The sequence below is a fragment of the Francisella halioticida genome, assembly GCF_002211785.1.
Lineage (GTDB): Bacteria > Pseudomonadota > Gammaproteobacteria > Francisellales > Francisellaceae > Francisella > Francisella halioticida.
This window is the reverse complement of sequence record NZ_CP022132.1, coordinates 933,866-955,002: the sequence shown is the minus strand read 5'-3', so window position 1 is coordinate 955,002 and position 21,137 is coordinate 933,866. Positions and strand designations below refer to the sequence as shown.

Here is a 21,137-nt window from a genome sequence, read left to right as displayed (position 1 = left end):
GGATTTGCCCGTGGGTATCTATATAATTGTAATCATGTAAAAACTCTACTTTTAAGAATTTGGATAAAAGTTTTATGGGCTTTCTATTTAAAGAAGATAATATATTGTTAGGCTGTTCATTAGCACTAATTAGTGCATTGTTTTTAGCACTTATGGGATACTTTACAACTCTTGTTCAAGATAGTGGTATATCAAATAGCCTAATTATTGCATATAGATTCATTTTTGGAATTATAATGCTCTCTCCATTTATGTTTTTAAAAAAAGATTTTAGCTTCAAGGCAAAAAAAGTACATATAATTTTTATAAGATCTCTCGCCGGATTTATATCAATGTTTCTATTTCTTTTTGCACTAAACTATTTACCACTAGCGAACTCTATGCTGCTGCTTAATACAGCGCCGTTATTCACTCCTATTATCATCTATTTTTAACTGGAGTAAAAACAAACAAGTATGTATTAATATCTATAATATTTAGTTTTATCGGATTCTTGATTATAATTCATCCAACGTCATCCAGCTATAATATATGGGCATACATTATAGGGATATTTTCCGGATTCTTTTCCTCCCTTGCTAGCACATTATTAAGATTGGTTGGTAAACAAAATAAACCTAAGTAAATAATGTTTTATTATTTTTTATTTACCGCAGTTTTAGGTTTAACTGTTGGAATATCCTCAATTAAGGAGTTAACTTCATATGAACTTATCATGGCTCTATTAATGGCACTTACTGGATTAATATATCAATTTAGTCTTACATACTCACTCAAATTAATACAAATAAGGATAGTATCTCCTATTATGTTATTTTCAGTAGTTTTTTCAGCTATTATGGACTGGTTCCTAAAATTAACGCCTATTGGACTGCCTTTTATCATTGGAGCTATAATAATGGCATTAGGAATTATTGGTGTTATAAGATTTAATAAGTAGTATATTTTTATATATACTTTAGGATATTGAAGCTAACAAGGTATAATACTATAAATTCATCATATTTTATTATATATTAGTTTTAAACTGTCCCTGTTATTCAATACCACTTTATAAAATATTTTTATTCCTTGCTTTTATGCAGCATCTAAAATACCAGAATATACTTCATCAGGAGTCATATATCCAATACTAGAATGTAGTCTTTCATTGTTGTAAATATCAATATATTCTTTGATACCTACTTTAGCCTCTTTCATAGTTATATATGATGCCGGATAAACATTTTCATATTTCAGTGTTCTCCAAAATCTCTCAATTGCAATATTATCTATAGATCTTCCTTTAGCATCCATAGATATATTTATTTTATTATCAGATAATATTTTAATATGCTCTTTTGCTGTATATTGAGTTCCTTGATCAGAGTTAAAGATATCAGGTTTACCATATTTAAATAACGCTTCTTTTAACACACTAGTTGTTAGATGTGTATCCATAGTATTAGAAATCTTCCAAGCTAGTGTTTTCTTGCTATGCCAATCTATTATGGCTACTAAATATGCATACCCACATTCTACGTGATATCAGCACTCCATACCTTATTAGCTTTATCTATAACAACCTGATTCGTCTCATTTTTAAATACATTAAGTAAGTATGGATATTTCTTGTGTTGCTTATTAATGACAGTTGTCTTTTTTTTAGGATACAATGCCTTAATACCCATGAATTCCATAGCACTTTTGATTAGCTTCCTTCCAACTAGAAATCCTAATCTATTTAGCAACTTTACTAGACTTCTCGTACCATAATATGGATGTTTAGTATGTATCAAATCTATTGCATTTAATAGTTTAATATCATCATTACTACTAAATTTTGATATTGGTGTATAATAGTAACACTCTTAGATACAGATAATAGTTTAAGCTGATTATTTAAAGATAATTCTAGCTTAGTATCTACAGAGTTTACTCTATCATTTGATGATACCAAGCTTTTTAGCTTTCCCATTAAAAAATCCCTCTCTACTATTACCTCGACTAGTTTTTTACTTGTTGCATCTTTATCTTTTCTAAGCTCATCTATTTCCTGCTTATACTCCTTAACAACAGAGCTTTTATCAAATGCTAAGCAAGCATTAGATAAAAATTGCTGCTTCCAATTATGCACGTTTTTAGGAAGTAAATCATACTTACTTGCTATCTCATTAACTGTCATATCGCCTTCTAGCAATTATATAATTACTTTAGCTTTAAAATCAGCTGTATACGTTACTCTTTTTTTACTCATTTATCTATTTCCTAATTTATCTAGTTAAATTTAACATCTAGGAATAAAAATCTTTCTAAAATCAGTAGCTTTTTCTGGGGACATTATATTTTAATAAGCTATCTCGATGTATAGCAATATCATTACCTTTTGCAATACATACCTTGAACATGTTTATTTTCTATTAAATTTAATTCTTTAAGAGTAGGTTCTATAGAAAACTATAATAAATACTCAAAGAAAACTAACTATATATATTTATCAATTTCTCAAAATTAAAGTCAAAAGATAAGTTCTTAAACTTAAAAAAAAGAATTTTAAGATTGATAATTTGGTGGCTCTTTTGTAATTGTGACATTATGAACGTGAGATTCATTAAATCCAGCACCAGTAATTTGCACAAATGTTGGCTCTGCGCGCATAGTTTGAATATCTTTTGATCCAGTATAACCCATACTAGACTTTAACCCGCCAACCAGTTGGTGAATAACTGCAGAGAGTAAACCTTTATAAGGTACTCTTCCTTCTACACCTTCTGGAACAAATTTTTTAGCATCAGTATTACTTTGAAAGTATCTATCTGAAGATCCTTGCTCCATAGCAGCAAGAGATCCCATGCCACGATATGATTTATAAGAGCGACCTTTGAAAAGTTCTACCTCTCCAGGAGACTCTTCTGTACCAGCAAAAAGTCCACCAACCATAACAACAGATGCTCCAGCAACAATAGCTTTTGCAATATCACCGGAGAATCTAATTCCACCATCCGCAATAACCGGAACTCCTGTACCTTCTAAAGCTTCTGCAACATTAGATATTGCTGAGATCTGTGGCACTCCAACACCTGCAATAATCCTTGTAGTACATATAGAACCAGGCCCTATACCAACTTTAACCGCATCTGCCCCAACTTCGACTAAATCTTTGGCTGCTTCTGCTGTCGCTATATTACCACCTATCACCTGTATATCTGGATATGTTTGTTTAACCCATTTAACCATATAAAGTACACCCTGTGAATGTCCATGAGCAGTATCAACAACTACAATATCAATTCCTTCGGAAGCTAGGGCGGCAACACGCTCTCTAGTGTCAGAAGCAGTACCCACAGCAGCACCAACTCTTAGGCGACCTAAAGAGTCCTTACAGGCATTAGGTTTGTTTTGTGATCTTTCAATGTCTTTTGTTGTTATTAATCCAACTAATTCACCCAAATCATTTACAACTAAAAGTTTTTCAATTTTGTGCTTATGCAAACTTTTTTTAATAGACCCTTGTGATGCATCTTCTGAAACTGTAACAAGTTTCTCCCTAGGAGTCATTATGGAACTTACTGGCTCATCTAAATCTTTAGCAAATCTAAAGTCACGTCTTGTAACAATGCCTATTGTATGATTATTTTGATCTACAACTGGAAATCCAGAAAAGTTATGCTCTCTTGCTAATTGCATTATTTCTTTGATTGAGCTTTCTGGCTTAACTGTAATAGGATCTATTACCATACCATTCTCAAATCTTTTTACTTTCTTAACCTCCTGAGCTTGGGCTTCTATAGACATATTTTTATGAATAATACCAATTCCTCCTTCTTGAGCTATAGAAATAGCCAGACGAGACTCTGTAACAGTATCCATTGCTGCTGATACTAGAGGGATATTTAGTTTAATATCTCTAGTTATATTTGTTTTCAAATCAACCTGATGAGGTAAAACATTTGAATATCTAGGTGAAAGCAACACATCATCAAAAGTTATTGCTTCTTGAGTAATTCTTAACATTATTGATCTCCGTAATTAAAATCTAGAGTTTGAATTTAATTACAGAGGAATTTTATCACATAAGAAAAAATATACTAGAGAAAAGTAAATATTATTTATTAAAATATCCTACTTAGCTTGAGATAGTAAATAATGAATTAATAAAGGTACTGGTCTACCTGTAGCCTTACAATTAATAAAATCCCCCATTGCAGAACCTGCTATATCAAGATGCGCCCATTCATAATCCTCTGTGAATTTTGATAGGAATAAACCTGCACATATTGATCCCGCTGCCCTATCACGGTTAGCATGATCTATATCAGCGACTTTACTATCTAGTTTTTTAAGATAAGGTTTGTGTAAAGGCAATCTCCATACAAGATCATTAGATGCATTAGCAGCCTGCTGTAAACTATTTGCTAGCTTATCACTATTTGCCATTAATCCTGAGAAAGCATCTCCTAAAGCAATTATCATAGCACCAGTTAAAGTAGCCATATTTATAACAGCTTTTGGCTTGTACTTACCAATATAAGTAAGAGTATCACATAACACCAGCCTACCTTCAGCATCAGTATTACTTACCTCAACTGTTATACCTTTCATACTTTTAAGTACGTCACCAGGTCTATAAGACCTAGCATCAACAGCATTCTCAGCAAGTCCCATTACACCAACCACATTAATTGGTAAGTTAAGCATAGCTACAGCTTTCATAATACCCATTACAGCTGCTGCACCGCCCATATCCATTTTCATAGTGCTCATGCCCGCTGCTGGCTTAATACATATACCGCCATTATCAAAGACTAAACCTTTACCCACTAAAACTATTGGATCTTCGCCTTTTTCACCACCATTATGCTCCATGCAAACAGTATAGTTAGACATGTCAGAACCTCTACCCACAGCCAAGGCACAACCCATACCTAATTCAGCCATAGCATCTTGATCTAAGTACTCTAAGTTAAATGTTTCATATTGGGATGTAAGCTCTCTAGCCTCATTTAACATATAATCTGTATTACAAATATTTGCAGGCAAATTCTGTAAATCTTTTGCATAGTTTTGACCACAAGCAATAACTGAACCAATTTTAACAGCTTCATCAATATCTTGTTCTCCAGAATAAACTAATTCAACATGTTCTAAAGAATAGTTTTCTTTTTTTGATTTTAACTGATCAAAAACATAAGTTTCTGATATAAACGCTCTTATTGTATCTAGTGTAAATTGCTTAACATCGCCACTTTCAAATGCGTAATCAATATTTACAGAAACTTCTTTTATATCTAGTTTCTTTAATAGTTCTGTAGCTTTTGATATTATTTTGTCATATTCAGAGAACAAGAAATCTTGTCTTAAACCAAGGCCCAAAAGAATAACTGTTTTATCTGTATGCAATAATGGCAGAACATCCCCAGAAGTTGCCTTAAAAACTTTTCTATCTAATAAGGACTTAGAGTTTGGACATATTGTCCCTTCAATAAGTTTTTGAAGATTTTCTTGTGCTACTATCAACACCTCAGCAGATGTTGCTGCCTTACTATTTACTACCAGTTTCATTTACGCTCCATTTTTTAATTTTAAAACATATTTTAAAAACATAATAACAAAAAAACATAGCTAAAACATTAAAATTTAAGTGCGGCTAATTGTTAACTACTGACTTTTGTTTCTAAAAAATATAAAATTAGTCCTAGTTTAATTTTTTATTATGAAATAGAGCTAAGTTTTGATTCTAGAAAAATACTACAATAGAGATATAGTTAATACTTTTACATCTATAACTTTATTTATAATATCAATTGTATCTGCTAATCTTCTTATTAGGCTTTTCCATGAAGCTTATTCAAGAGGTCTAGGGATAGATTCGATAATAAAATTTGTTATTTTGACATTACCAGAGAATGTAAGTCTCATAGCTCCAATAGCTATGTTTCTAGCAATTATCATTTGTTTTGGTAAATATTTCTCAAATAATGAAATGTTTGTGACTCTTGCAGGTGGTGTAACATGGATGGAAATAGTTAAAAACACACTTAAACCTGCTGGAGCCTTAACTATTCTAACTTTAATAACAACAATGTATCTAAATCCTCTTTCAAAACAAACTTTAGATATATATGAATCATCTCTATCAGCGCAGGCACTTTTATCATCAGTAACTGATGATAAAATTATAAAAATCCCAGATGGAAGAGTCCTATATATAAAAAATAAATCAGGCAATAACTTACACAATGTGTTTCTATATCAAAAAACTTTAAAAGATAATGAATATAAAGTCATAACAGCACCTAATGCACAAATATATTCTAATAAAAAAGCCGCTTATGTAGATTTTAAAAATGTAAATATCTACACAAGAGACCCTCAGAGCTTTGAATCAAGCTACGGTAAAGCTGATAAAGCTATTTATACAATATACGATAACACTATTAGAGATTTTAACCATAAAATAGTCGATAGATATTATATGCATTCTTTAATAGAGAATTTTGACAATAAAGAAATTGGAACTGCATGTAGAGGAGAATTTTTCTCACGTATAAATAACTCCATAGCTGTACTAGTAGCCTCTTTAATCGCTCTTGCTCTTTGTCGTCTAAGACCAAGACAAAATAAATATGCTAAGCTACTACCAGCAGTTATAGTATTAGCCATATATTTATGCACAAATATGTTCATCAATACCTGTATGGCTAATGGCTCTGTACCTGTCTGGATAGGTGCCTGGCTACCTCACATAGTGTTTGTAGTGCTTGCTATTAGAGCTATTAGAAAACAAAATGGATCGTCTAGAAAAGGATAAATAATGTTATTAAATCGTATAGACCGTTATATTTTTAAAACTGTATTTGGTAGTTTTTTAATAGTTGCAATAATATTTTGTATCCTTTTCTTTATATTTACATACCTTGCTCAGGTAAGTAATAATGATGGCAATGCAAGTAACTTTGAATTGATTATTAACACCTTTTATCAATTACCTGGGATACTGTATACACTACTACCTGCATGTGCCATGGTCGGTGCTCTCATGGGACTTAGTTTACTTGCTAATCATTCGGAGATAATTATTCTTAGAGCATCTGGACGCTCAACATTTCAAATAGCTAAGGGTGTTGTCTTAGTTGGTATAATTGGTTCTTTAGTTACGATGGTTTTTGGTGGATATATAGCACCTGTACTTCAAAAGATATCAGATACCAATACAGTTGCATATAATACCCATGACCTATGGTTCAAAACTGAAGATGGTTTAATGAATATTTCAAACATTAATCCCCAAGAGAAAAAAGCTCACGGTATCAGAAAATTTATTGTAAAAGATAATAAAATTACGCAAATACGCTATGCAAAAACTGCAAGATACATTAATGATACTGTCGCTGATGTCTACAACATAAGCAAAGTTACATTTCCCACTAAAGATGGACAAAAGCATATTGATGTAGAAAGTGGTATTAATAAAACAAACTGGTCAAACCCTATACCTATATCAGTAGCTCAAGTGATTACTATTAATGATGATGATTATTTAAACTTTACTCAATTGAGTAAGTATATGTTTTCACGAGGTCAAACTAACGATACAGCAATAGCTTTGAAATTTTGGCAAGAAATCTTTCAACCATTATCATTGATGGTTTTAATATTATTATCAGTGCCACTAAGCATTGGTTCAACTAGATCTTCAACACTAATACTTAAATTAATTCTTGGTGCATTTTTTGGTTTTGCATTTTTCATTATTAATCAGATTTTTGGACCTATTGCTTTAATATTACATATTCCTCCTATATTTGGAGCTGCAGGACCAACAGTAGTAGCTTTAATATTACTAATTTATTTATTTATAAAATCAAAAGAAACTTAATTAACATATGAACATATTTAAATATTCACTAAATAACGACCTAAATATATACATAAAAAAAGACTCTAGAGCTCCAGTAGTTTTATCACAGATATGGTATAAAGTAGGCTCAACATATGAGCCTCAAAAGCTTACTGGCATATCACATATGTTAGAGCATATGATGTTCAAAGGCACTAATAAATATTCAAAAGATGACTTAAATAGCATAGTAGAAAATAATGGTGGTATTCAAAATGCTTTTACGAGCTTTGATTATACTGCTTATTACCAATTTTGGCATAAAAAAAACCTTGAATTAAGCCTATCTATCGAATCTTCACGTATGGCAAATTTACTATTTGATGAGAATGAATTTACTCCAGAAAGGAAAGTTGTTTTAGAAGAACGTAATTTACGAGTTGATGATAAAGCTTTTAGTTATGCTTTTGAGCAGTTTATGAAACTTGCTTATCAAAATAGCTCGCGCCATACACCTATTATTGGCTGGCGAGAAGATATTGAAAACTACACCCTTAGTAACCTTAAAAATTGGTATCAACAACACTATGCTCCTAATAATTCAAGCATAGTTTTAGTTGGTGATATTAATGAAGATTCAGCTATTGCTATGGTAAAAGACTATTTTAGTAATATCCCTAAGTCAAACTTTGAAGATCATAATAAAGAACCCAGTCTAATAAACATTGGCTATAGACATTTACAAATTAAAAAATCTCCAAATGATACCTCAGTAGCAGTATTAGGATATATAACTCCATCGCTAACAACCAATTATCAAAAAAATGACCCTTTTGCACTGATGATTTTAAGCAGTATTCTTGGTAGCGCTGATGCGTCAATATTACAGCAAAAGCTAGTACGTGAAGAAAACTTATGCTGCCATATAGATAGTGAATACTCACCTTTTATAAAAGGTGAAGATATCTTTATTATTACTGCTATTGCAAATCACGACCAAGACCTTGATCATATTCAAGAGAAAATAGAAAAAACTATAAATGGTCTAAAAATGACTGGTATATCTCAAGAGCAATTAAATAGAGCTAAAGTTACTATAAAAGCCGATAAAGTATTTTCTATGGACTCATTAGAGACTCAGGCTAACCTTATTGGTTCACTAGCTAGTATAAATCTTGATGTTGATTATTATAAATATTTAGAAAAACTTTATGATGTAACAATTCAAGATGTCAACCGAGTTCTTGATAAATACCTCAATAAAGAAAATCTTACATCTTTACACTTACTAAGAGATTAAAACATGATCCAAAAATTTAATATTGACAATACACCAGTATATTTTCAAGAATCACAAATTTTACCAATGCTTGACATACAGATAAATTTCCGTGCCGGATCAGCATTTGATGGTAAATTAAATGGGCTAGCAGATCTTGCTGTAAGTATGTTTGCGACAAAAACACAGACTTCTAATGAGCAACAACTCATCAATAAGATAACTGATATAGGTGTATCGATACATGCTGAAACAACTAAAGAATTTTTTAATATCAAAATTCGTTTACTAAATGATGCTAACATTATTGATAAAACTATCAAGATTCTTCATGAAATATTTACAACTCCAGATTTTGATCAAAATATATTAGATAGAGAAAAAATACAGACCTTAACTCATATTAATTATTTAAACCAGCAACCTAACTATTTAGCATCTTTAGAATTTTCAAGAAACATTTTTGCTAATAATCCTTATAGCCACCCCGTTATTGGTTATGAAAATAGCGTTAAAGATATAAGTTCTAAGGATATAGCTGACTTTTTTAACAAATATACATGTGCAAGCAATGCTAACATTTGTATTGTTGGTGCCGTTAGATCAATACAAGCAAAAGATATTTCACAACAAATTTTAGACTCATTACCTAAAGGTACTAAAAATACTGCAATATTTAATCAACAAGAAAATAATACAAAAGTTATTAAAAATACTTTCAACAGCAAGCAAACATCTATACTAATGGGGCACCAATTACTACTAAACATACAAGATCCTTTATATTTTCCAGTGAAACTTGGTAATGAAATACTCGGTGGTAGTGGTCTAAATTCTCTACTATTTAACAAAGTCCGTGAGGAATTAGGTCTGGTATATAATATTAGTAGCGATGTAAATCTTAATCCAGATTATGGTAGCTTTGTAATTTCAGCTCAAACTAGTAACCCAAAACTTGCCCTAGACACTATAGATGATGTTTATAGTAACTTCATTAAAAATACTATAGATGACGAAACCATCAAAAATTCTAAAAAGCATATAGAAGGTACACATTTGCTTAGTTCTGTGAAAAATAGTTCTAAATTAAATATGCTATCATCTATTGCAAACAAAGATCTTCCTTTAGATTTTTTTGATACCTATGTTGAGAACATAAATAATGTAACAGCTACACAAATACATAACTCATTCTTACAAATCCAACAAAATAACTTTATAACTGTAATGGTTGGAGATGTCTAGCAGTGAAAACAAACACTATTCGTGTAATTTCTGGCAAATATAAAAATCGCAGATTAAAATTCCCTAATATTAATGGTCTACGCCCTACTTCAGATCAGCTTAAAGAAACTATATTTAACTGGCTTGCCCCTTATATACATGGTAGTGTTTGTATTGATGCTTTTGCTGGTAGTGGCAGCTTAGGTATTGAAAGCTTATCAAGAGGCGCTGCCAGAGCTATTTTTTATGAGCTTAATTTTAAGGCATTACAACAAATAAAAGAGAACCTAAAAACTCTTGATATAAAAGATTTTCAAATATATAAAATAGATAGTATAAAAGCTCTTGCAAGCTTAAATACACAAAATTCTCAAACAATTATATTTCTAGACCCTCCTTTTAATAAAAATATAATACCAAAAGCACTAGATTCAATAGCAAAAAATAAGCTTATACCCAAAGGCTCTATTATATATATTGAGACTAAAAAACAAGCTAAGTACCCACTAGATGGCTTTGATATTCTAAAAGAAAAAAATACTAGCAATATTATGGCTAAACTTTTATATAAAAATAAAATACCGTAAGATATAATCAAGTGTAGTGCCTTTTTCTTAACCTTTATATCTATGCAGATAACTATAAAGCAACTAAAAGTATTTGTAGAGGTTGCAAAAAAGAACTCTATTAGTGAAGGTGCAAAACATTGCTTTATATCTCAGTCTGCTGCTAGTATTAGCTTAAGTCAATTAGAAAAGATCCTCAAAATAAAACTCTTTGATCGTAATAAAAATGGCTTAAGCCTTAATAGCAATGGTAAAGCCTTATTCAAAAAAGCTATTGAAATCATAAAAAATCTAATGAATTTAAACTGTTTAAAACATCTACTGAGAATTTATAAGGAGATATATTAGTGGCAGCAAATACACTTATCGCAACTTATGTTCTGCCAAAATTGCTTTATAAATTTCAGATGAAATACCAAAATATAAAAGTAAATATTATTATTTTTGCTATTATTTGTAGTCTTGTGTTTATCCTTATTGAAAAAATTAAAGTAAAAAATAATAAGCTACATTTTAATAAAAATTTATGGCTTTTCTTTCATCTTATTTAAATAGCTATCATAGCATTTTTCTATGAAGCACATTCTGAAAAATTTGGACTTTTAAGTATCTTAATTAGCCTGTTTATACTTTCGCTTATAGCTTATTTATACGCTAAAAACTCAAGTCTTTGTTTGGATAAAATTGAAGAAAACTATCATTATTTAACAAAATGATTTAATTTCTAAAAATAATCTCTAAAATATAGCCATAATTAAACTATTGGAGATAGCAATGTATCATGTTGGAATTACAGGACCTTTAATTTTTACGATAATGTTTCTTTTAGGAATAGTTGCTGAAAGCATGACTGGTGTTATATCTTCTTCTAGAAGAAATATGGATGCTTTTGGTGTCGTTGCTATTGCTCTAACAACAGCTCTAGGTGGTGGTGTCGTAAGAGATGTATTATTAGGCAACTTACCAGTAACTATTATATTAAATCCTCATTATATAGTTATATGTTTATTTTTCTCTATAATTGCGATATTCACTCAAAAATATGTAAATAAATTTTATAAAATATTTCTAATACTTGACTCTATAGGTCTTATAGCTTTTGCATATATTGGTAGTAGCATAGCTTATCATGTATGTACTACCGTATTTGAAATGCATTTTTTTAGTGTATTAATTGTTGGTATTGTTATTGCCATTATTAATGGTGTCGCTGGAGGTATTATGCGCGATATGATTTGTAATGACATTCCAGTTGCATTTACATCTGAATTGTATGCCTCTGTAGCAGCAATAGTTGGAGGAATGAATATCATTTTTATATATTTAAATATAAACTTATATATAAGTGCAGTAATAATAATAGGTATAGGCTTAACTACAAGAATAATGTCTATAGTCTATAAATGGAAACTACCTATTGTTTAAAAAAATAAATAAACTATGAAACTTATTATAAAATTTTTAATACTTCTTTTAATCTTACCTTTTTCCGGAATGCAGGACAAAAAATAGTTAATGGAATACCCATTAATACATTAAAAGGTTCTTACTATGAAATGGGGAAAGAAATATGGTGAACTAATGCGTCCTCAAATGCTAAACTCACTGAAAATTATTGAAGACTATTATATAACATAAAAGGGATTATCCTATAATGATTTAGTCAAACAAGCAAATCAGCTATATGATAGATTCCCTAATAATTATAAGTCTATGGTTAAAGGTGCTGCTAATGGAGCTAAAATAAGCTTAGATGATGAAATTATCCTAAATGGTATGGAAACTCTTGTAGCTATAAAAACAGATAAGTCAATTTTAAAAAATGGTTGTGCATTTGCATCTATTTCTCAAAAAAATAGTTATTCCAGTAATAGAATAATCCTTAGAAATTACGACTATTACAATAAACCTTTTAATAAAATTTGTAAGCTTTAAAGTATTACCACTTTTAACTTTAACAACGGATACCCCGTAGCTATTATAGCGATGCCTGGACAACTATACTTTCCCTCTTGTATTAATAAAAATGGCTTGTTTATCGAATTAAATAATGGTTCTTTCTCAGGAGGTTCTGAAGTAAACCCTAATAGAGAAACTATATAATACCCCATGAAATTTTAACAACAATTTTGAGAATTTAGTTCCTAAAGTAGCTAAACTATAAATGAGCAATTTAGGATAAATGTAAATGAGTAATAAGAGAAAAATATATACCGTTGAATTTAAGACTAAAGTTGTCTTGGAAGTATTGGGGAAAGATCAAACAATCACACAGTTATCAGTAAAATATAATATTACGCACAAAAACATAAATAATTGAAAAACAGCCTTTTTAGAAAATGCTGAGTTGGTAATGGATCCATCCAAATCAGTATCACAATATAAAAAAGACAATGCAAAGCTTCAAACCAAGATAGATCAGTATTCTAAGAAGGTTGGACAACTAACAATTGAGAAGGAATTTCTTGAGGTAAAGCTCGTAAGCTTGGGATTATCTGATAGAAAAGCGATGATTGATCCTAAGCATAAATTATCTGTTGTAAAACAAAGTTGCTTATTAGAAGTTTCTAGAGCTGGTTTATATTACAAGCCTGTGGTTAACGAACATAAAGAAGAAGTAAAAGCAAAGCTTATACAGATACATGAGGAGATTCCCTACTACGGCTATATAAAAGCTCATAAGCAATTAATAGAAGATGAGTTTAGCATCTGTGAGAACACAGTACAAAAGTATCGTAAAGAGTTAGGCATCAAAGCTATATTAGCGGTGAAAAAACCAAACTTAAACTTATCTGAACCTAACAAAGAGCATGCTATTTATAGTTACAAACTAAAAGGTTTAAGCATATTGAGACCTAATCAAGTTTGGTCTACAGATATTACATATATTAAGACTGATGCTGGCACAGTTTATATGGCAGCTATTATTGATTGGTACTCTAAGGCTGTACTAAGTTGGGAGATATCCAACACTATGGATAGTAGTTTAGTTATGAAAGTTTTAAATGAAGCTCTGTATAAATATGGAGTACCAGAAATATTTAACACTGATCAAGGTAGCCAGTACACATCTAACATTCATATCCAAACATTATTAGATAAAAAAATTACTATATCTATGGATGGTAAAGGTAGAGCAACTGATAACATTTGCATCGAAAGATTTTGGAGAAGTGCTAAATGTGAGAGATTTTATTTAAATCAATATCCTGGCATTGTTGAACTAAGAAACGATGTGGATGATTATATAGATTTTTATAATAATAGAAGATTTCATGAGTCTATCAATTATAAAAAACCTATGGAATTTTATTACGATAACTTATTGGAAAAACGGGCGGCTTAGATGGGAACTAAATAATTGAAAATATTGTTTAATTTATTGGGGTAGTATACTATGCTTATACAAATACGTGATGCATTAAGAACATCTAAAAACTTAAAACAGCTAAATAATAGATTTAAAGCAGCCCAATCAGACTTTTCTCTGATAATTAATGCTGGGAATAATCATAACGTTCTTTCTTATGAATATTCTTCAACAAAAGGCCATAAAAAAGATAATATAAAACCAAACTTAAACTTTGTTGTAACAAATAATTTCCTAAGTCCAGAATGGGGAGATTTAATACCCAAACCAAATGCAAACAGCATGGATTTAAGCGTAACAAGAAAGGAAAATCTTGAGAAACTTATAAATAGCTACCAAACTATAAATATTCCTACAGCTGAAAAGATAATGGATAAAAAAGTAAAAAATGGTGGCGCAAAAAATATCTATACGATTTATCAAATAATATATGATACTAAAACAAAAAACTTATATTTAAATTTAGAAGATAACAAAGGTTGGCGCAAAATTCCTTTTAAAGATATGTTCTAAACACCACTATGAAAACGAAACTCATTATCTGAAGATAATATAAGCTCTTTTTCTACTTCACCTATTCGTTTTATATCTTTACCTATGTCTTTTGATGAATACTTCTCAGCAAAGCTCAAATAAATAGTGAAATGTCTTTTTTCAGACTCTAGTAAACCATTATAAAACCTTTGTAGCTCATGATCTAAATATGGTGCGATCTTCGCAAATCTTTCACATGATCTAGCTTCAATATAAGCTCCTATTATTAAGGCATCTATAAACCGTCCTTCTTTATCAGTACGAGCTGTTTTTATAAGTTGACTAGCATATCTTGATGCTGAAATAGCTTTATATTCAATATTACGTCTTTTTAAAATTTGCATAACTTGCTCAAAATGGACAAGTTCTTCTCGAGCTATCTTAGACATTCTAATAACTAAATCATATTTGTCAGGATGTCTATAAATATATGTCATAGCTGATGATGATGCTTTCATCTCACAATGAGCATGGTCTATAAGCATCAACTCAACATTATCTAGAGCATTTTTGATCCATTGATCAGGAGTCTTACATAATAAAAAGTTCTCTATTGTCGCAAAATTAGCGTATTGTATTTTTGTCATTTATAGTTTAAATACCCCTAATAAGAAAATACTCGATATTATATACATAAAATAGTTAAAAATGTGGTTTTTGTGTTAAAGTACTTTTGGATTAGCTTAGTGTAATGAATTGTAGGTAGTACCTAACTATTAGCAAAAATTAACGTACTAAAACTATCAATAAATATACAAAGAGGAACTCTATATTTTTATAGTATTTATGTATAAATCAATAGCTAAAGGAACTTAACAAACTTGTAATATTAAATAAAAATAGTGTAAACTAAACATCCTTTTTGACAAAAGACAGACTGATGATTAAAAAAGAAAAAAAGTTTAAGCTTATTTCAAAAGCGATAGAAGCATTCCACAATGCTTATGCTCCATACTCAAATTTCAAAGTTGGCTCAGCTCTACTTATGAAAAATGGCAAAATAATCCTAGGAGCAAATATTGAGAATTGTGCATATGGCTCATCAAATTGTGCTGAACGCTCAGCACTTTTTAGTGCATATAGTCAAGGTTATATTAAAGAAGATATTCTTATGATAGCAGTTGTAACAGATACACCAAAAGCTTCTACTCCTTGTGGAGTTTGTCGTCAAGTGATAGCAGAGTTAATGGATAAATATTGTCCCATCATTTTATCAAACTTAGATCAGTTAGATATTAGAGAAACCAATATCAAGAAATTACTTCCTGACAGTTTTGTTTTATCATAATTTCTTTGTTTAAAATGTTGATTAAAACAATATAATTCCTAATATCTTCTACCCCATATAAAACTATTTTTATCTAATTTTACTTTTTTTTATTTACATAATGTAAACACATCATATATAGTTTTAATTAGTTCAGATATATTAATTAAAAGATATGAAAATTTTTCGGCACCTTTATGCACAAGTTTTATTAGGGATATTTATAGGAATTTTACTTGGTATATTTACACCAAATATTGCTGTAGCCCTTAAACCCTTTGCTGATGTCTTTGTTAAACTTATTAAGTTAATGATAGCACCTATAATATTTCTAAATTTAGTTTCAGGCATTGCAGCAATGAGAGATCTAAAAACTGTAGGAAAAATCGGTGGGATTGCATTACTTTATTTTTTTGCTATGACGATAGTTGCTCTAATAATTGGAATGATTACAGCTAATATGCTTCATCCTGGACTTGGACTAAATATTGATCCAAACTCCTTAGATGCAAGTGCTGCAAAATCATATATAGGAAATGTTGAGCATGTCGGAAATATTAAAGACTTTTTTATGAATATTATTCCACATACATTTGTCGGTGCTTTTACCGATGGCGATATATTACAAGTTCTTTTTGTCTCAATATTATTTGCTGTTGGGCTTGTTTTATATGGTGATGAAAGTAAACCCATACTTCGCGGTATACAGAATCTTTCAAAGGTCTTTTTCAAAATTATCCACGTTATTATGCACTATTCTCCAATCGCTGCTTGTGCCGCTATTGGTTATACAATAGGAACATATGGAGCGAATACATTACTAATGTTTACTCGGTTTACTGCTATGTTTTTATGTTACTTGTTTTTTATTTTTAATTGTTTTTTTAGGCACTATACTCAAACTATATTGCGGAATTAGTATTTTTAAACTCTTAGCCTATATAAAAACAGAAATATTTATTGTTTTAGGAACATCATCATCTGAAACAGTACTGCCAAACCTTATGGAAAAATTAGAGAATCTAGGATGTAATAAGTCAGTTGTTGGACTTGTAATACCCACTGGATACTCATTTAACCTTGATGGTACAGCTATCTATCTATCTTTAGCTGTAATATTTATAGCTCAAGCACTTGGTATTGATCTTACATTAAGCCAACAAATATTTATGTTACTAATTATGGTCATTAGCTCAAAAGGTGCAGCTGGTGTTACAGGTAGTGGATTTATTATACTAGCTAGTACTCTTAGTGCTCTTGGAGTTGTGCCTGTAGCTGGAATTGTAATTATCTTAGGAATAGATAGATTTATGTCTGAAGGCAGAGCAATTACAAACATGATTGGTAACTCAGTAGGTACAATAATTATATCTAAATGGCAAAATCAGCTAGATATTGATAAATTAAGAAAAGAGCTAAATTATTAAAATATATTTATTTAAATAGTTTCTAGATCAACGCCCTTAGTTTCAATACCAAATTTTTTCGTCACTATAGCACCTAAAATAGAAGTAATTACTAGTATAATCAATAGCATATCAACCCCTATAGCTGATATTAATATAGGAAATAAAAATACCGCTACAATAGCACCAATTTTTGCAAAAGATGCTGCAAAACCTGCTCCTTTTCCTCTTGCATGAGTAGGAAACACTTCCCCAGCTATTACATAAGTCTGGGCATTTGGGCCAATATTTGTCATAAATTGAAAAATAATAAATCCTAAAAATATTAGTATGATATTATCACCTGTCATGTGACCAGCCATTGCAGTAGCTAAGCCAACAGCACAACCAATAAATCCAAATATTTGTAATTTTACTCGCCCTAAATAATCAGATAAAAATATTGCAAAAACAATTCCTAAAAAGAAAAATATATCAATAAATGCCGAACCTTTTGCAGCTAATATCTCATTACTAATAACATCATTCACAGATTTAACATCCACTTTTGAACCTATTGTTATTGTTAATATTAACGGTAAAAACACCCCTATACCATAAGTCCCTAGATCTTGTATAAACCATGGTAACGATGCAAAAATTGTTTGTTTCCTATATTTTGTAAATAATGATTTATACGAACTACCTCTTTCTATTTCTGTAATAGCATCAGGATCTTTTTTCTTTATTCTAATAACTTTAGGATACTTTGGTCGTCTATTTAACAAAAAACCTAATGCTCTTTCTGCTTTTTTATATTCACCTTTGGTTACTAAAAAATGTGGGCTTTTTGGAATAAAAAACCTTCCAACAACTACAAAAATTGCTGGAATAATAGCTATCGAATACATAATTTTCCAAGCATTAACAGATGGTGATTCAACTAAAACAAGCCAACCTATAAGAGTACCACAAAGAGCCCCAACTGCCTGAAAAGCAAAAGCACCTAAAACTAGTTTGCCTCTATTTCTACTAGGGATAGTCTCAGATATCATTAAATGAGCAGTTGGATAATCACACCCTAAAGCTATACCAGCTATTAACAGCATAATAAATAAAACTATAAAGCTACTCGATAGACATATACCTATAATACATATCATAAATATAATCATTTCTACAATAAACATATTTTTTCTACCATATTTATCAGCTAGACTTCCAAGTAAAGATGCACCAATAAGTATCCCAACCAAAGTAGCTGAACCTATTAACCCTTTTTCTATATTGCTAAGTTGAAAATCATAAGCTATTAAGTGTAAGGCAATACCTGTCATAAAGACGATCATTCCTTCAAAGAATTTACCAGCAGTAGCTAATAACCAAATAAACCACTGCATGCTAGAAAGAGGAATGAGTTTAACCTTAGTGCCATCAGGCCACACGGGCTCTTCATCTAAATATTGTTGAACTGATTTTTTTTTAATTCTTGATGTAAAACTGGCTTCTTCAGGGCTTTCTTCTTTATTCATCATTACCTCTTACTATTTTCCTTCTTGCTAAATATAGCAATAAAATCAATTTTAAAACATAGCTTTTTCAAAAATAAAAATGTTTTATATAATACTGCTAATTTTTTTAACTACTAGAATCTAATTGCTTTTGCTTGATCAAAATAACTATATACTTTATTACCTATATTTAGCTCTTTAATAGAGATTTCAGACTTATAATTAGATTTATTAGGAACTATTACTTTTCCTTCAGGGTTCTCAGCACTTTGAATTGTTAAATTATTAACTGTTTTCGTACTGATCTGATATGGCTTAATAGTATAATTAACATTTTGTCCCTTCAATGCCTCATACAAAATTCTACCATCAGTATGATGTAAATAAAAACCTAAGATATGTGCAATAGTAGGAGCTAAGTCAACATTCCCTGTAGGTATCTCATCGGTAAACTTTGATTTAAAACTTGGGCCATACGCAACCATAGTATTATGTACATCTATAGGACTAAATGAGCCGTGCATGCCTCTGTCGCTACCATCACTATTAAATTCCGTACCTGCATAACCTTTAATTCTAGCAAAGGAATTAAAATTACTACCAACTATAATATCTGGATTTCTTTTTGATTTATTTTCTAAATGAACTAAACTCATAGGAAAAGTTCCAGAAATACTTCCATAACGCCTACCATCAACAAATATTACGCCAAACTCTTGTCTTGATTGTAAAAACTTAACTAGCTTTTCTATTAGAAGTTTATTATGACTTGGAACATACAAATATGTACTACCTCCATTTGCTGCCACAATTACACTATCTTCTGGAAGCTTGTGTGGAAGCTTATACGATGGAGTTGTATATTTGATTCCTAAATTAGCATGTCTATGACCGTTAGTATCAAATTCTTTTACAGCTCCTCCACATATTTTACCCGTTGTATCATATTTAGTTGGATACACGTGCTTTTTATCTCTTGTAATGCCCGATAAAACAGGATCATACTGACATCCTGAGCCATCAAAAGCTTTAAATCCTGCTCTAGTAAGTAGACCTGCGGGTCTAAAATCTCCAGATACTGAAAAACCATTAGTTTCATCAAACGAACCAACAGTTTTAGTTTTCTCGTTTATATTTCTCAAAGGAAAATCTTCTAAAGAGCCTGATACATTACTATGTGCATGATCTGACACTATTATTAAATCTGTCTTTTTCCATAAATGTTGTTTCTTTAACTTAGTAATTAACAAACCTAATAGATAATCTTGGTTTTTAAGAGCATCATAATATGCTGTTGATCCAACACCATAGTTATGTTCTGTAGTATCAGGATTACGTAACCATACAACACTTAGCTGTGGTTTAGCATATGGCATTACCTCATTTAGATAATTTTTCATAAGATATGTATTATCTTTACTATACGGTGAAGTAATACCTGCGATAGGATCAGATGTAACACCATCTTTCAAAGTAGCTACTTTACCATATCCAGTTGGGTTTGCATCACCCTTTAAATCAAAATCTTTATAAGCATACTTTGTATCAAGAGGTAGTGTATATCCTTTATTATTTAGATATTTTGCAAAAGCTTCTGGAAATACGTGCTTCTCATCAAAGATAACTCCTCCAGAAGTATAATCTTGCATAAATGCAGCTCCTGACTTACCAACAGCTGCTGTCTTTATACCATTTTTTTGGGCTTGTTGAAATAGTGTTGTAACCTCTAACAAAGGTTCTTTGGGTACATTATTTAGATCTTGTAAAATTTTGTAGTCCTCCGTAAAAACAGGAGCTTTAAAGTCAACTTTTTGATCAGTAGAATCAACACCTATGGCTTTTGGTTGCCATAATGTATTACCATAGAAACCTGTTTCTCCTGCAAAATCACCTGTTGCAAAACTTGATGCATTCATCATTGTAAATGTTGGATAGCTAGAGTGATTATCATTAAACCAAACACCTTTTTGAGTAAGACTATATAAGTTTGGTGTTATATTCGGTGATATTGAATCTGGACGTAAACCATCCCACACAAAGATAATAACATTAGGCTTATTATCAGCTTTACTTTCTGTTAAGCCTAATCTACCTGGTGTTGCCAAACAAGTAGACGTTATTGATAGAGTTAAAATACCTATCTTTATTATTTTTCTCACTGTTTATCTCCTATAGTTTAAAT

At 30.6% G+C, this 21,137-nt stretch carries 25 protein-coding genes; 16 read left to right on the top strand and 9 right to left on the bottom strand.

The genetic code is table 11. The features are described 5' to 3' along the window. Positions 1–74: 74 nt before the first annotated feature. A complete protein-coding gene (locus CDV26_RS13975) occupies positions 75–434 on the top strand; it encodes a DMT family transporter (RefSeq protein WP_088772380.1) in 360 nt (119 codons plus the stop codon). 643 nt (positions 435–1,077) lie between these two features. Here the strand turns inward: CDV26_RS13975 and CDV26_RS13015 are convergent. The 5 genes from CDV26_RS13015 to CDV26_RS05160 all read right to left on the bottom strand — a co-directional run bounded on the left by CDV26_RS13015 (position 1,078) and on the right by CDV26_RS05160 (position 5,541). Continuing rightward, positions 1,078–1,488, bottom strand: a complete 411-nt coding sequence (locus CDV26_RS13015; RefSeq protein ID WP_245806555.1) for an integrase core domain-containing protein — start codon at positions 1,486–1,488, stop codon at positions 1,078–1,080. 29 nt (positions 1,489–1,517) lie between these two features. Continuing rightward, positions 1,518–1,778: an IS3 family transposase gene (locus tag CDV26_RS13010; protein WP_245806516.1), complete on the bottom strand. Its 261-nt coding sequence runs from the start codon at positions 1,776–1,778 to the stop codon at positions 1,518–1,520. An 11-nt stretch (positions 1,779–1,789) separates the two neighbouring features. Beyond that, the gene (locus CDV26_RS13005) at positions 1,790–2,164 is read right to left on the bottom strand and encodes a hypothetical protein (protein WP_245806515.1); all 375 of its coding nucleotides are present in this window, start codon (positions 2,162–2,164) and stop codon (positions 1,790–1,792) included. A 368-nt stretch (positions 2,165–2,532) separates the two neighbouring features. After that, positions 2,533–3,993 carry an IMP dehydrogenase gene (gene guaB / locus CDV26_RS05165; RefSeq protein ID WP_088772378.1) on the bottom strand — a complete coding sequence of 487 codons (1,461 nt, stop codon included), beginning with the start codon at positions 3,991–3,993 and terminating at the stop codon, positions 2,533–2,535. A 108-nt stretch (positions 3,994–4,101) separates the two neighbouring features. Further along, positions 4,102–5,541: a leucyl aminopeptidase gene (locus CDV26_RS05160; RefSeq protein ID WP_088772377.1), complete on the bottom strand. Its 1,440-nt coding sequence runs from the start codon at positions 5,539–5,541 to the stop codon at positions 4,102–4,104. A gap of 169 nt (positions 5,542–5,710) precedes the next feature. On the opposite strand from CDV26_RS05160, the gene lptF reads away from it, so the two are divergent. From lptF to CDV26_RS05115, 9 genes are all read left to right on the top strand, one after another. Further along, positions 5,711–6,790 (top strand): LPS export ABC transporter permease LptF, encoded by a 1,080-nt coding sequence (lptF, locus tag CDV26_RS05155; protein ID WP_088772376.1) that lies wholly within the window; start codon positions 5,711–5,713, stop codon positions 6,788–6,790. Between the two features lie 3 nt (positions 6,791–6,793). Further along, a complete protein-coding gene (lptG, locus tag CDV26_RS05150; protein ID WP_088772375.1) occupies positions 6,794–7,858 on the top strand; it encodes an LPS export ABC transporter permease LptG in 1,065 nt (354 codons plus the stop codon). Positions 7,859–7,865: 7 nt separating this feature from the next. Then, positions 7,866–9,119 (top strand): M16 family metallopeptidase, encoded by a 1,254-nt coding sequence (locus tag CDV26_RS05145; protein ID WP_088772374.1) that lies wholly within the window; start codon positions 7,866–7,868, stop codon positions 9,117–9,119. Positions 9,120–9,122: 3 nt separating this feature from the next. Beyond that, positions 9,123–10,343 (top strand): M16 family metallopeptidase, encoded by a 1,221-nt coding sequence (locus tag CDV26_RS05140; protein ID WP_088772373.1) that lies wholly within the window; start codon positions 9,123–9,125, stop codon positions 10,341–10,343. 2 nt (positions 10,344–10,345) lie between these two features. Then, positions 10,346–10,909 carry a 16S rRNA (guanine(966)-N(2))-methyltransferase RsmD gene (gene rsmD / locus CDV26_RS05135; protein ID WP_088772372.1) on the top strand — a complete coding sequence of 188 codons (564 nt, stop codon included), beginning with the start codon at positions 10,346–10,348 and terminating at the stop codon, positions 10,907–10,909. Between the two features lie 42 nt (positions 10,910–10,951). Continuing rightward, the gene (locus CDV26_RS05130) at positions 10,952–11,236 is read left to right on the top strand and encodes a helix-turn-helix domain-containing protein (protein WP_088772371.1); all 285 of its coding nucleotides are present in this window, start codon (positions 10,952–10,954) and stop codon (positions 11,234–11,236) included. Further along, a complete protein-coding gene (locus tag CDV26_RS05125) occupies positions 11,236–11,439 on the top strand; it encodes a hypothetical protein (protein WP_088772370.1) in 204 nt (67 codons plus the stop codon). The genes CDV26_RS05130 and CDV26_RS05125 overlap by 1 nt, the downstream gene beginning before the upstream one ends. A 223-nt stretch (positions 11,440–11,662) precedes the next feature. After that, a complete protein-coding gene (locus CDV26_RS05120; RefSeq protein WP_088772369.1) occupies positions 11,663–12,313 on the top strand; it encodes a trimeric intracellular cation channel family protein in 651 nt (216 codons plus the stop codon). A gap of 288 nt (positions 12,314–12,601) precedes the next feature. Continuing rightward, positions 12,602–12,823 (top strand): hypothetical protein, encoded by a 222-nt coding sequence (locus CDV26_RS05115; RefSeq protein ID WP_088772368.1) that lies wholly within the window; start codon positions 12,602–12,604, stop codon positions 12,821–12,823. Here the strand turns inward: CDV26_RS05115 and CDV26_RS05110 are convergent. Continuing rightward, complete coding sequence (locus CDV26_RS05110) at positions 12,820–12,999, bottom strand: hypothetical protein (RefSeq protein WP_088772367.1); 180 nt, start codon at positions 12,997–12,999, stop codon at positions 12,820–12,822. The genes CDV26_RS05115 and CDV26_RS05110 overlap by 4 nt on opposite strands. Positions 13,000–13,076: 77 nt before the next feature. On the opposite strand from CDV26_RS05110, the gene CDV26_RS13555 reads away from it, so the two are divergent. The 3 genes from CDV26_RS13555 to CDV26_RS05100 are packed head-to-tail and all read left to right on the top strand — an operon-like array spanning position 13,077 to position 14,771. Then, the gene (locus CDV26_RS13555; RefSeq protein ID WP_169709702.1) at positions 13,077–13,208 is read left to right on the top strand and encodes a transposase; all 132 of its coding nucleotides are present in this window, start codon (positions 13,077–13,079) and stop codon (positions 13,206–13,208) included. 33 nt (positions 13,209–13,241) lie between these two features. Then, a complete protein-coding gene (locus CDV26_RS05105; protein ID WP_088772366.1) occupies positions 13,242–14,234 on the top strand; it encodes an IS3 family transposase in 993 nt (330 codons plus the stop codon). Between the two features lie 51 nt (positions 14,235–14,285). Continuing rightward, complete coding sequence (locus CDV26_RS05100) at positions 14,286–14,771, top strand: hypothetical protein (protein ID WP_088772365.1); 486 nt, start codon at positions 14,286–14,288, stop codon at positions 14,769–14,771. On the opposite strand, the gene CDV26_RS05095 is transcribed toward CDV26_RS05100, so the two are convergent. Further along, positions 14,768–15,379, bottom strand: coding sequence for a MiaE family protein (locus CDV26_RS05095; protein ID WP_088772364.1), 612 nt, complete (start codon positions 15,377–15,379; stop codon positions 14,768–14,770). The two genes, CDV26_RS05100 and CDV26_RS05095, sit on opposite strands and share 4 nt — an antisense overlap. A 293-nt stretch (positions 15,380–15,672) precedes the next feature. On the opposite strand from CDV26_RS05095, the gene cdd reads away from it, so the two are divergent. From cdd to CDV26_RS14120, 3 genes are all read left to right on the top strand, one after another. Next, complete coding sequence (gene cdd / locus CDV26_RS05090; protein ID WP_088772363.1) at positions 15,673–16,080, top strand: cytidine deaminase; 408 nt, start codon at positions 15,673–15,675, stop codon at positions 16,078–16,080. Between the two features lie 154 nt (positions 16,081–16,234). Further along, the gene (locus CDV26_RS14125; protein WP_276328727.1) at positions 16,235–16,978 is read left to right on the top strand and encodes a cation:dicarboxylate symporter family transporter; all 744 of its coding nucleotides are present in this window, start codon (positions 16,235–16,237) and stop codon (positions 16,976–16,978) included. Continuing rightward, a complete protein-coding gene (locus CDV26_RS14120) occupies positions 16,899–17,486 on the top strand; it encodes a cation:dicarboxylate symporter family transporter (protein ID WP_338029170.1) in 588 nt (195 codons plus the stop codon). The genes CDV26_RS14125 and CDV26_RS14120 overlap by 80 nt, the downstream gene beginning before the upstream one ends. A gap of 11 nt (positions 17,487–17,497) precedes the next feature. Here CDV26_RS14120 and CDV26_RS05080 read toward each other — a convergent pair whose 3' ends face one another. After that, positions 17,498–18,976 carry an MFS transporter gene (locus CDV26_RS05080; RefSeq protein WP_088772362.1) on the bottom strand — a complete coding sequence of 493 codons (1,479 nt, stop codon included), beginning with the start codon at positions 18,974–18,976 and terminating at the stop codon, positions 17,498–17,500. Positions 18,977–19,089: 113 nt separating this feature from the next. After that, positions 19,090–21,114, bottom strand: coding sequence for an alkaline phosphatase family protein (locus tag CDV26_RS05075; RefSeq protein WP_088772361.1), 2,025 nt, complete (start codon positions 21,112–21,114; stop codon positions 19,090–19,092). Positions 21,115–21,137 lie beyond the last annotated feature (23 nt).

Excerpts from the sequence above, each read along its gene's own strand:
- CDV26_RS13975 (WP_088772380.1), top strand. The coding sequence starts at position 75 with ATGGGCTTTCTATTTAAAGAAGATAATATATTGTTAGGCTGTTCATTA.
- CDV26_RS13005 (WP_245806515.1), bottom strand. The coding sequence starts at position 2,164 with ATGACAGTTAATGAGATAGCAAGTAAGTATGATTTACTTCCTAAAAAC.
- guaB (WP_088772378.1), bottom strand. The coding sequence starts at position 3,993 with ATGTTAAGAATTACTCAAGAAGCAATAACTTTTGATGATGTGTTGCTT.
- CDV26_RS05160 (WP_088772377.1), bottom strand. The coding sequence starts at position 5,541 with ATGAAACTGGTAGTAAATAGTAAGGCAGCAACATCTGCTGAGGTGTTG.
- lptG (WP_088772375.1), top strand. The coding sequence starts at position 6,794 with ATGTTATTAAATCGTATAGACCGTTATATTTTTAAAACTGTATTTGGT.
- CDV26_RS05145 (WP_088772374.1), top strand. The coding sequence starts at position 7,866 with ATGAACATATTTAAATATTCACTAAATAACGACCTAAATATATACATA.
- CDV26_RS05140 (WP_088772373.1), top strand. The coding sequence starts at position 9,123 with ATGATCCAAAAATTTAATATTGACAATACACCAGTATATTTTCAAGAA.
- CDV26_RS05130 (WP_088772371.1), top strand. The coding sequence starts at position 10,952 with ATGCAGATAACTATAAAGCAACTAAAAGTATTTGTAGAGGTTGCAAAA.
- CDV26_RS05120 (WP_088772369.1), top strand. The coding sequence starts at position 11,663 with ATGTATCATGTTGGAATTACAGGACCTTTAATTTTTACGATAATGTTT.
- CDV26_RS05115 (WP_088772368.1), top strand. The coding sequence starts at position 12,602 with ATGGTTAAAGGTGCTGCTAATGGAGCTAAAATAAGCTTAGATGATGAA.
- CDV26_RS05110 (WP_088772367.1), bottom strand. The coding sequence starts at position 12,999 with ATGGGGTATTATATAGTTTCTCTATTAGGGTTTACTTCAGAACCTCCT.
- CDV26_RS13555 (WP_169709702.1), top strand. The coding sequence starts at position 13,077 with ATGAGTAATAAGAGAAAAATATATACCGTTGAATTTAAGACTAAAGTT.
- CDV26_RS05105 (WP_088772366.1), top strand. The coding sequence starts at position 13,242 with ATGGATCCATCCAAATCAGTATCACAATATAAAAAAGACAATGCAAAG.
- CDV26_RS05100 (WP_088772365.1), top strand. The coding sequence starts at position 14,286 with ATGCTTATACAAATACGTGATGCATTAAGAACATCTAAAAACTTAAAA.
- CDV26_RS05095 (WP_088772364.1), bottom strand. The coding sequence starts at position 15,379 with ATGACAAAAATACAATACGCTAATTTTGCGACAATAGAGAACTTTTTA.
- cdd (WP_088772363.1), top strand. The coding sequence starts at position 15,673 with ATGATTAAAAAAGAAAAAAAGTTTAAGCTTATTTCAAAAGCGATAGAA.
- CDV26_RS14125 (WP_276328727.1), top strand. The coding sequence starts at position 16,235 with ATGAAAATTTTTCGGCACCTTTATGCACAAGTTTTATTAGGGATATTT.
- CDV26_RS05080 (WP_088772362.1), bottom strand. The coding sequence starts at position 18,976 with ATGAATAAAGAAGAAAGCCCTGAAGAAGCCAGTTTTACATCAAGAATT.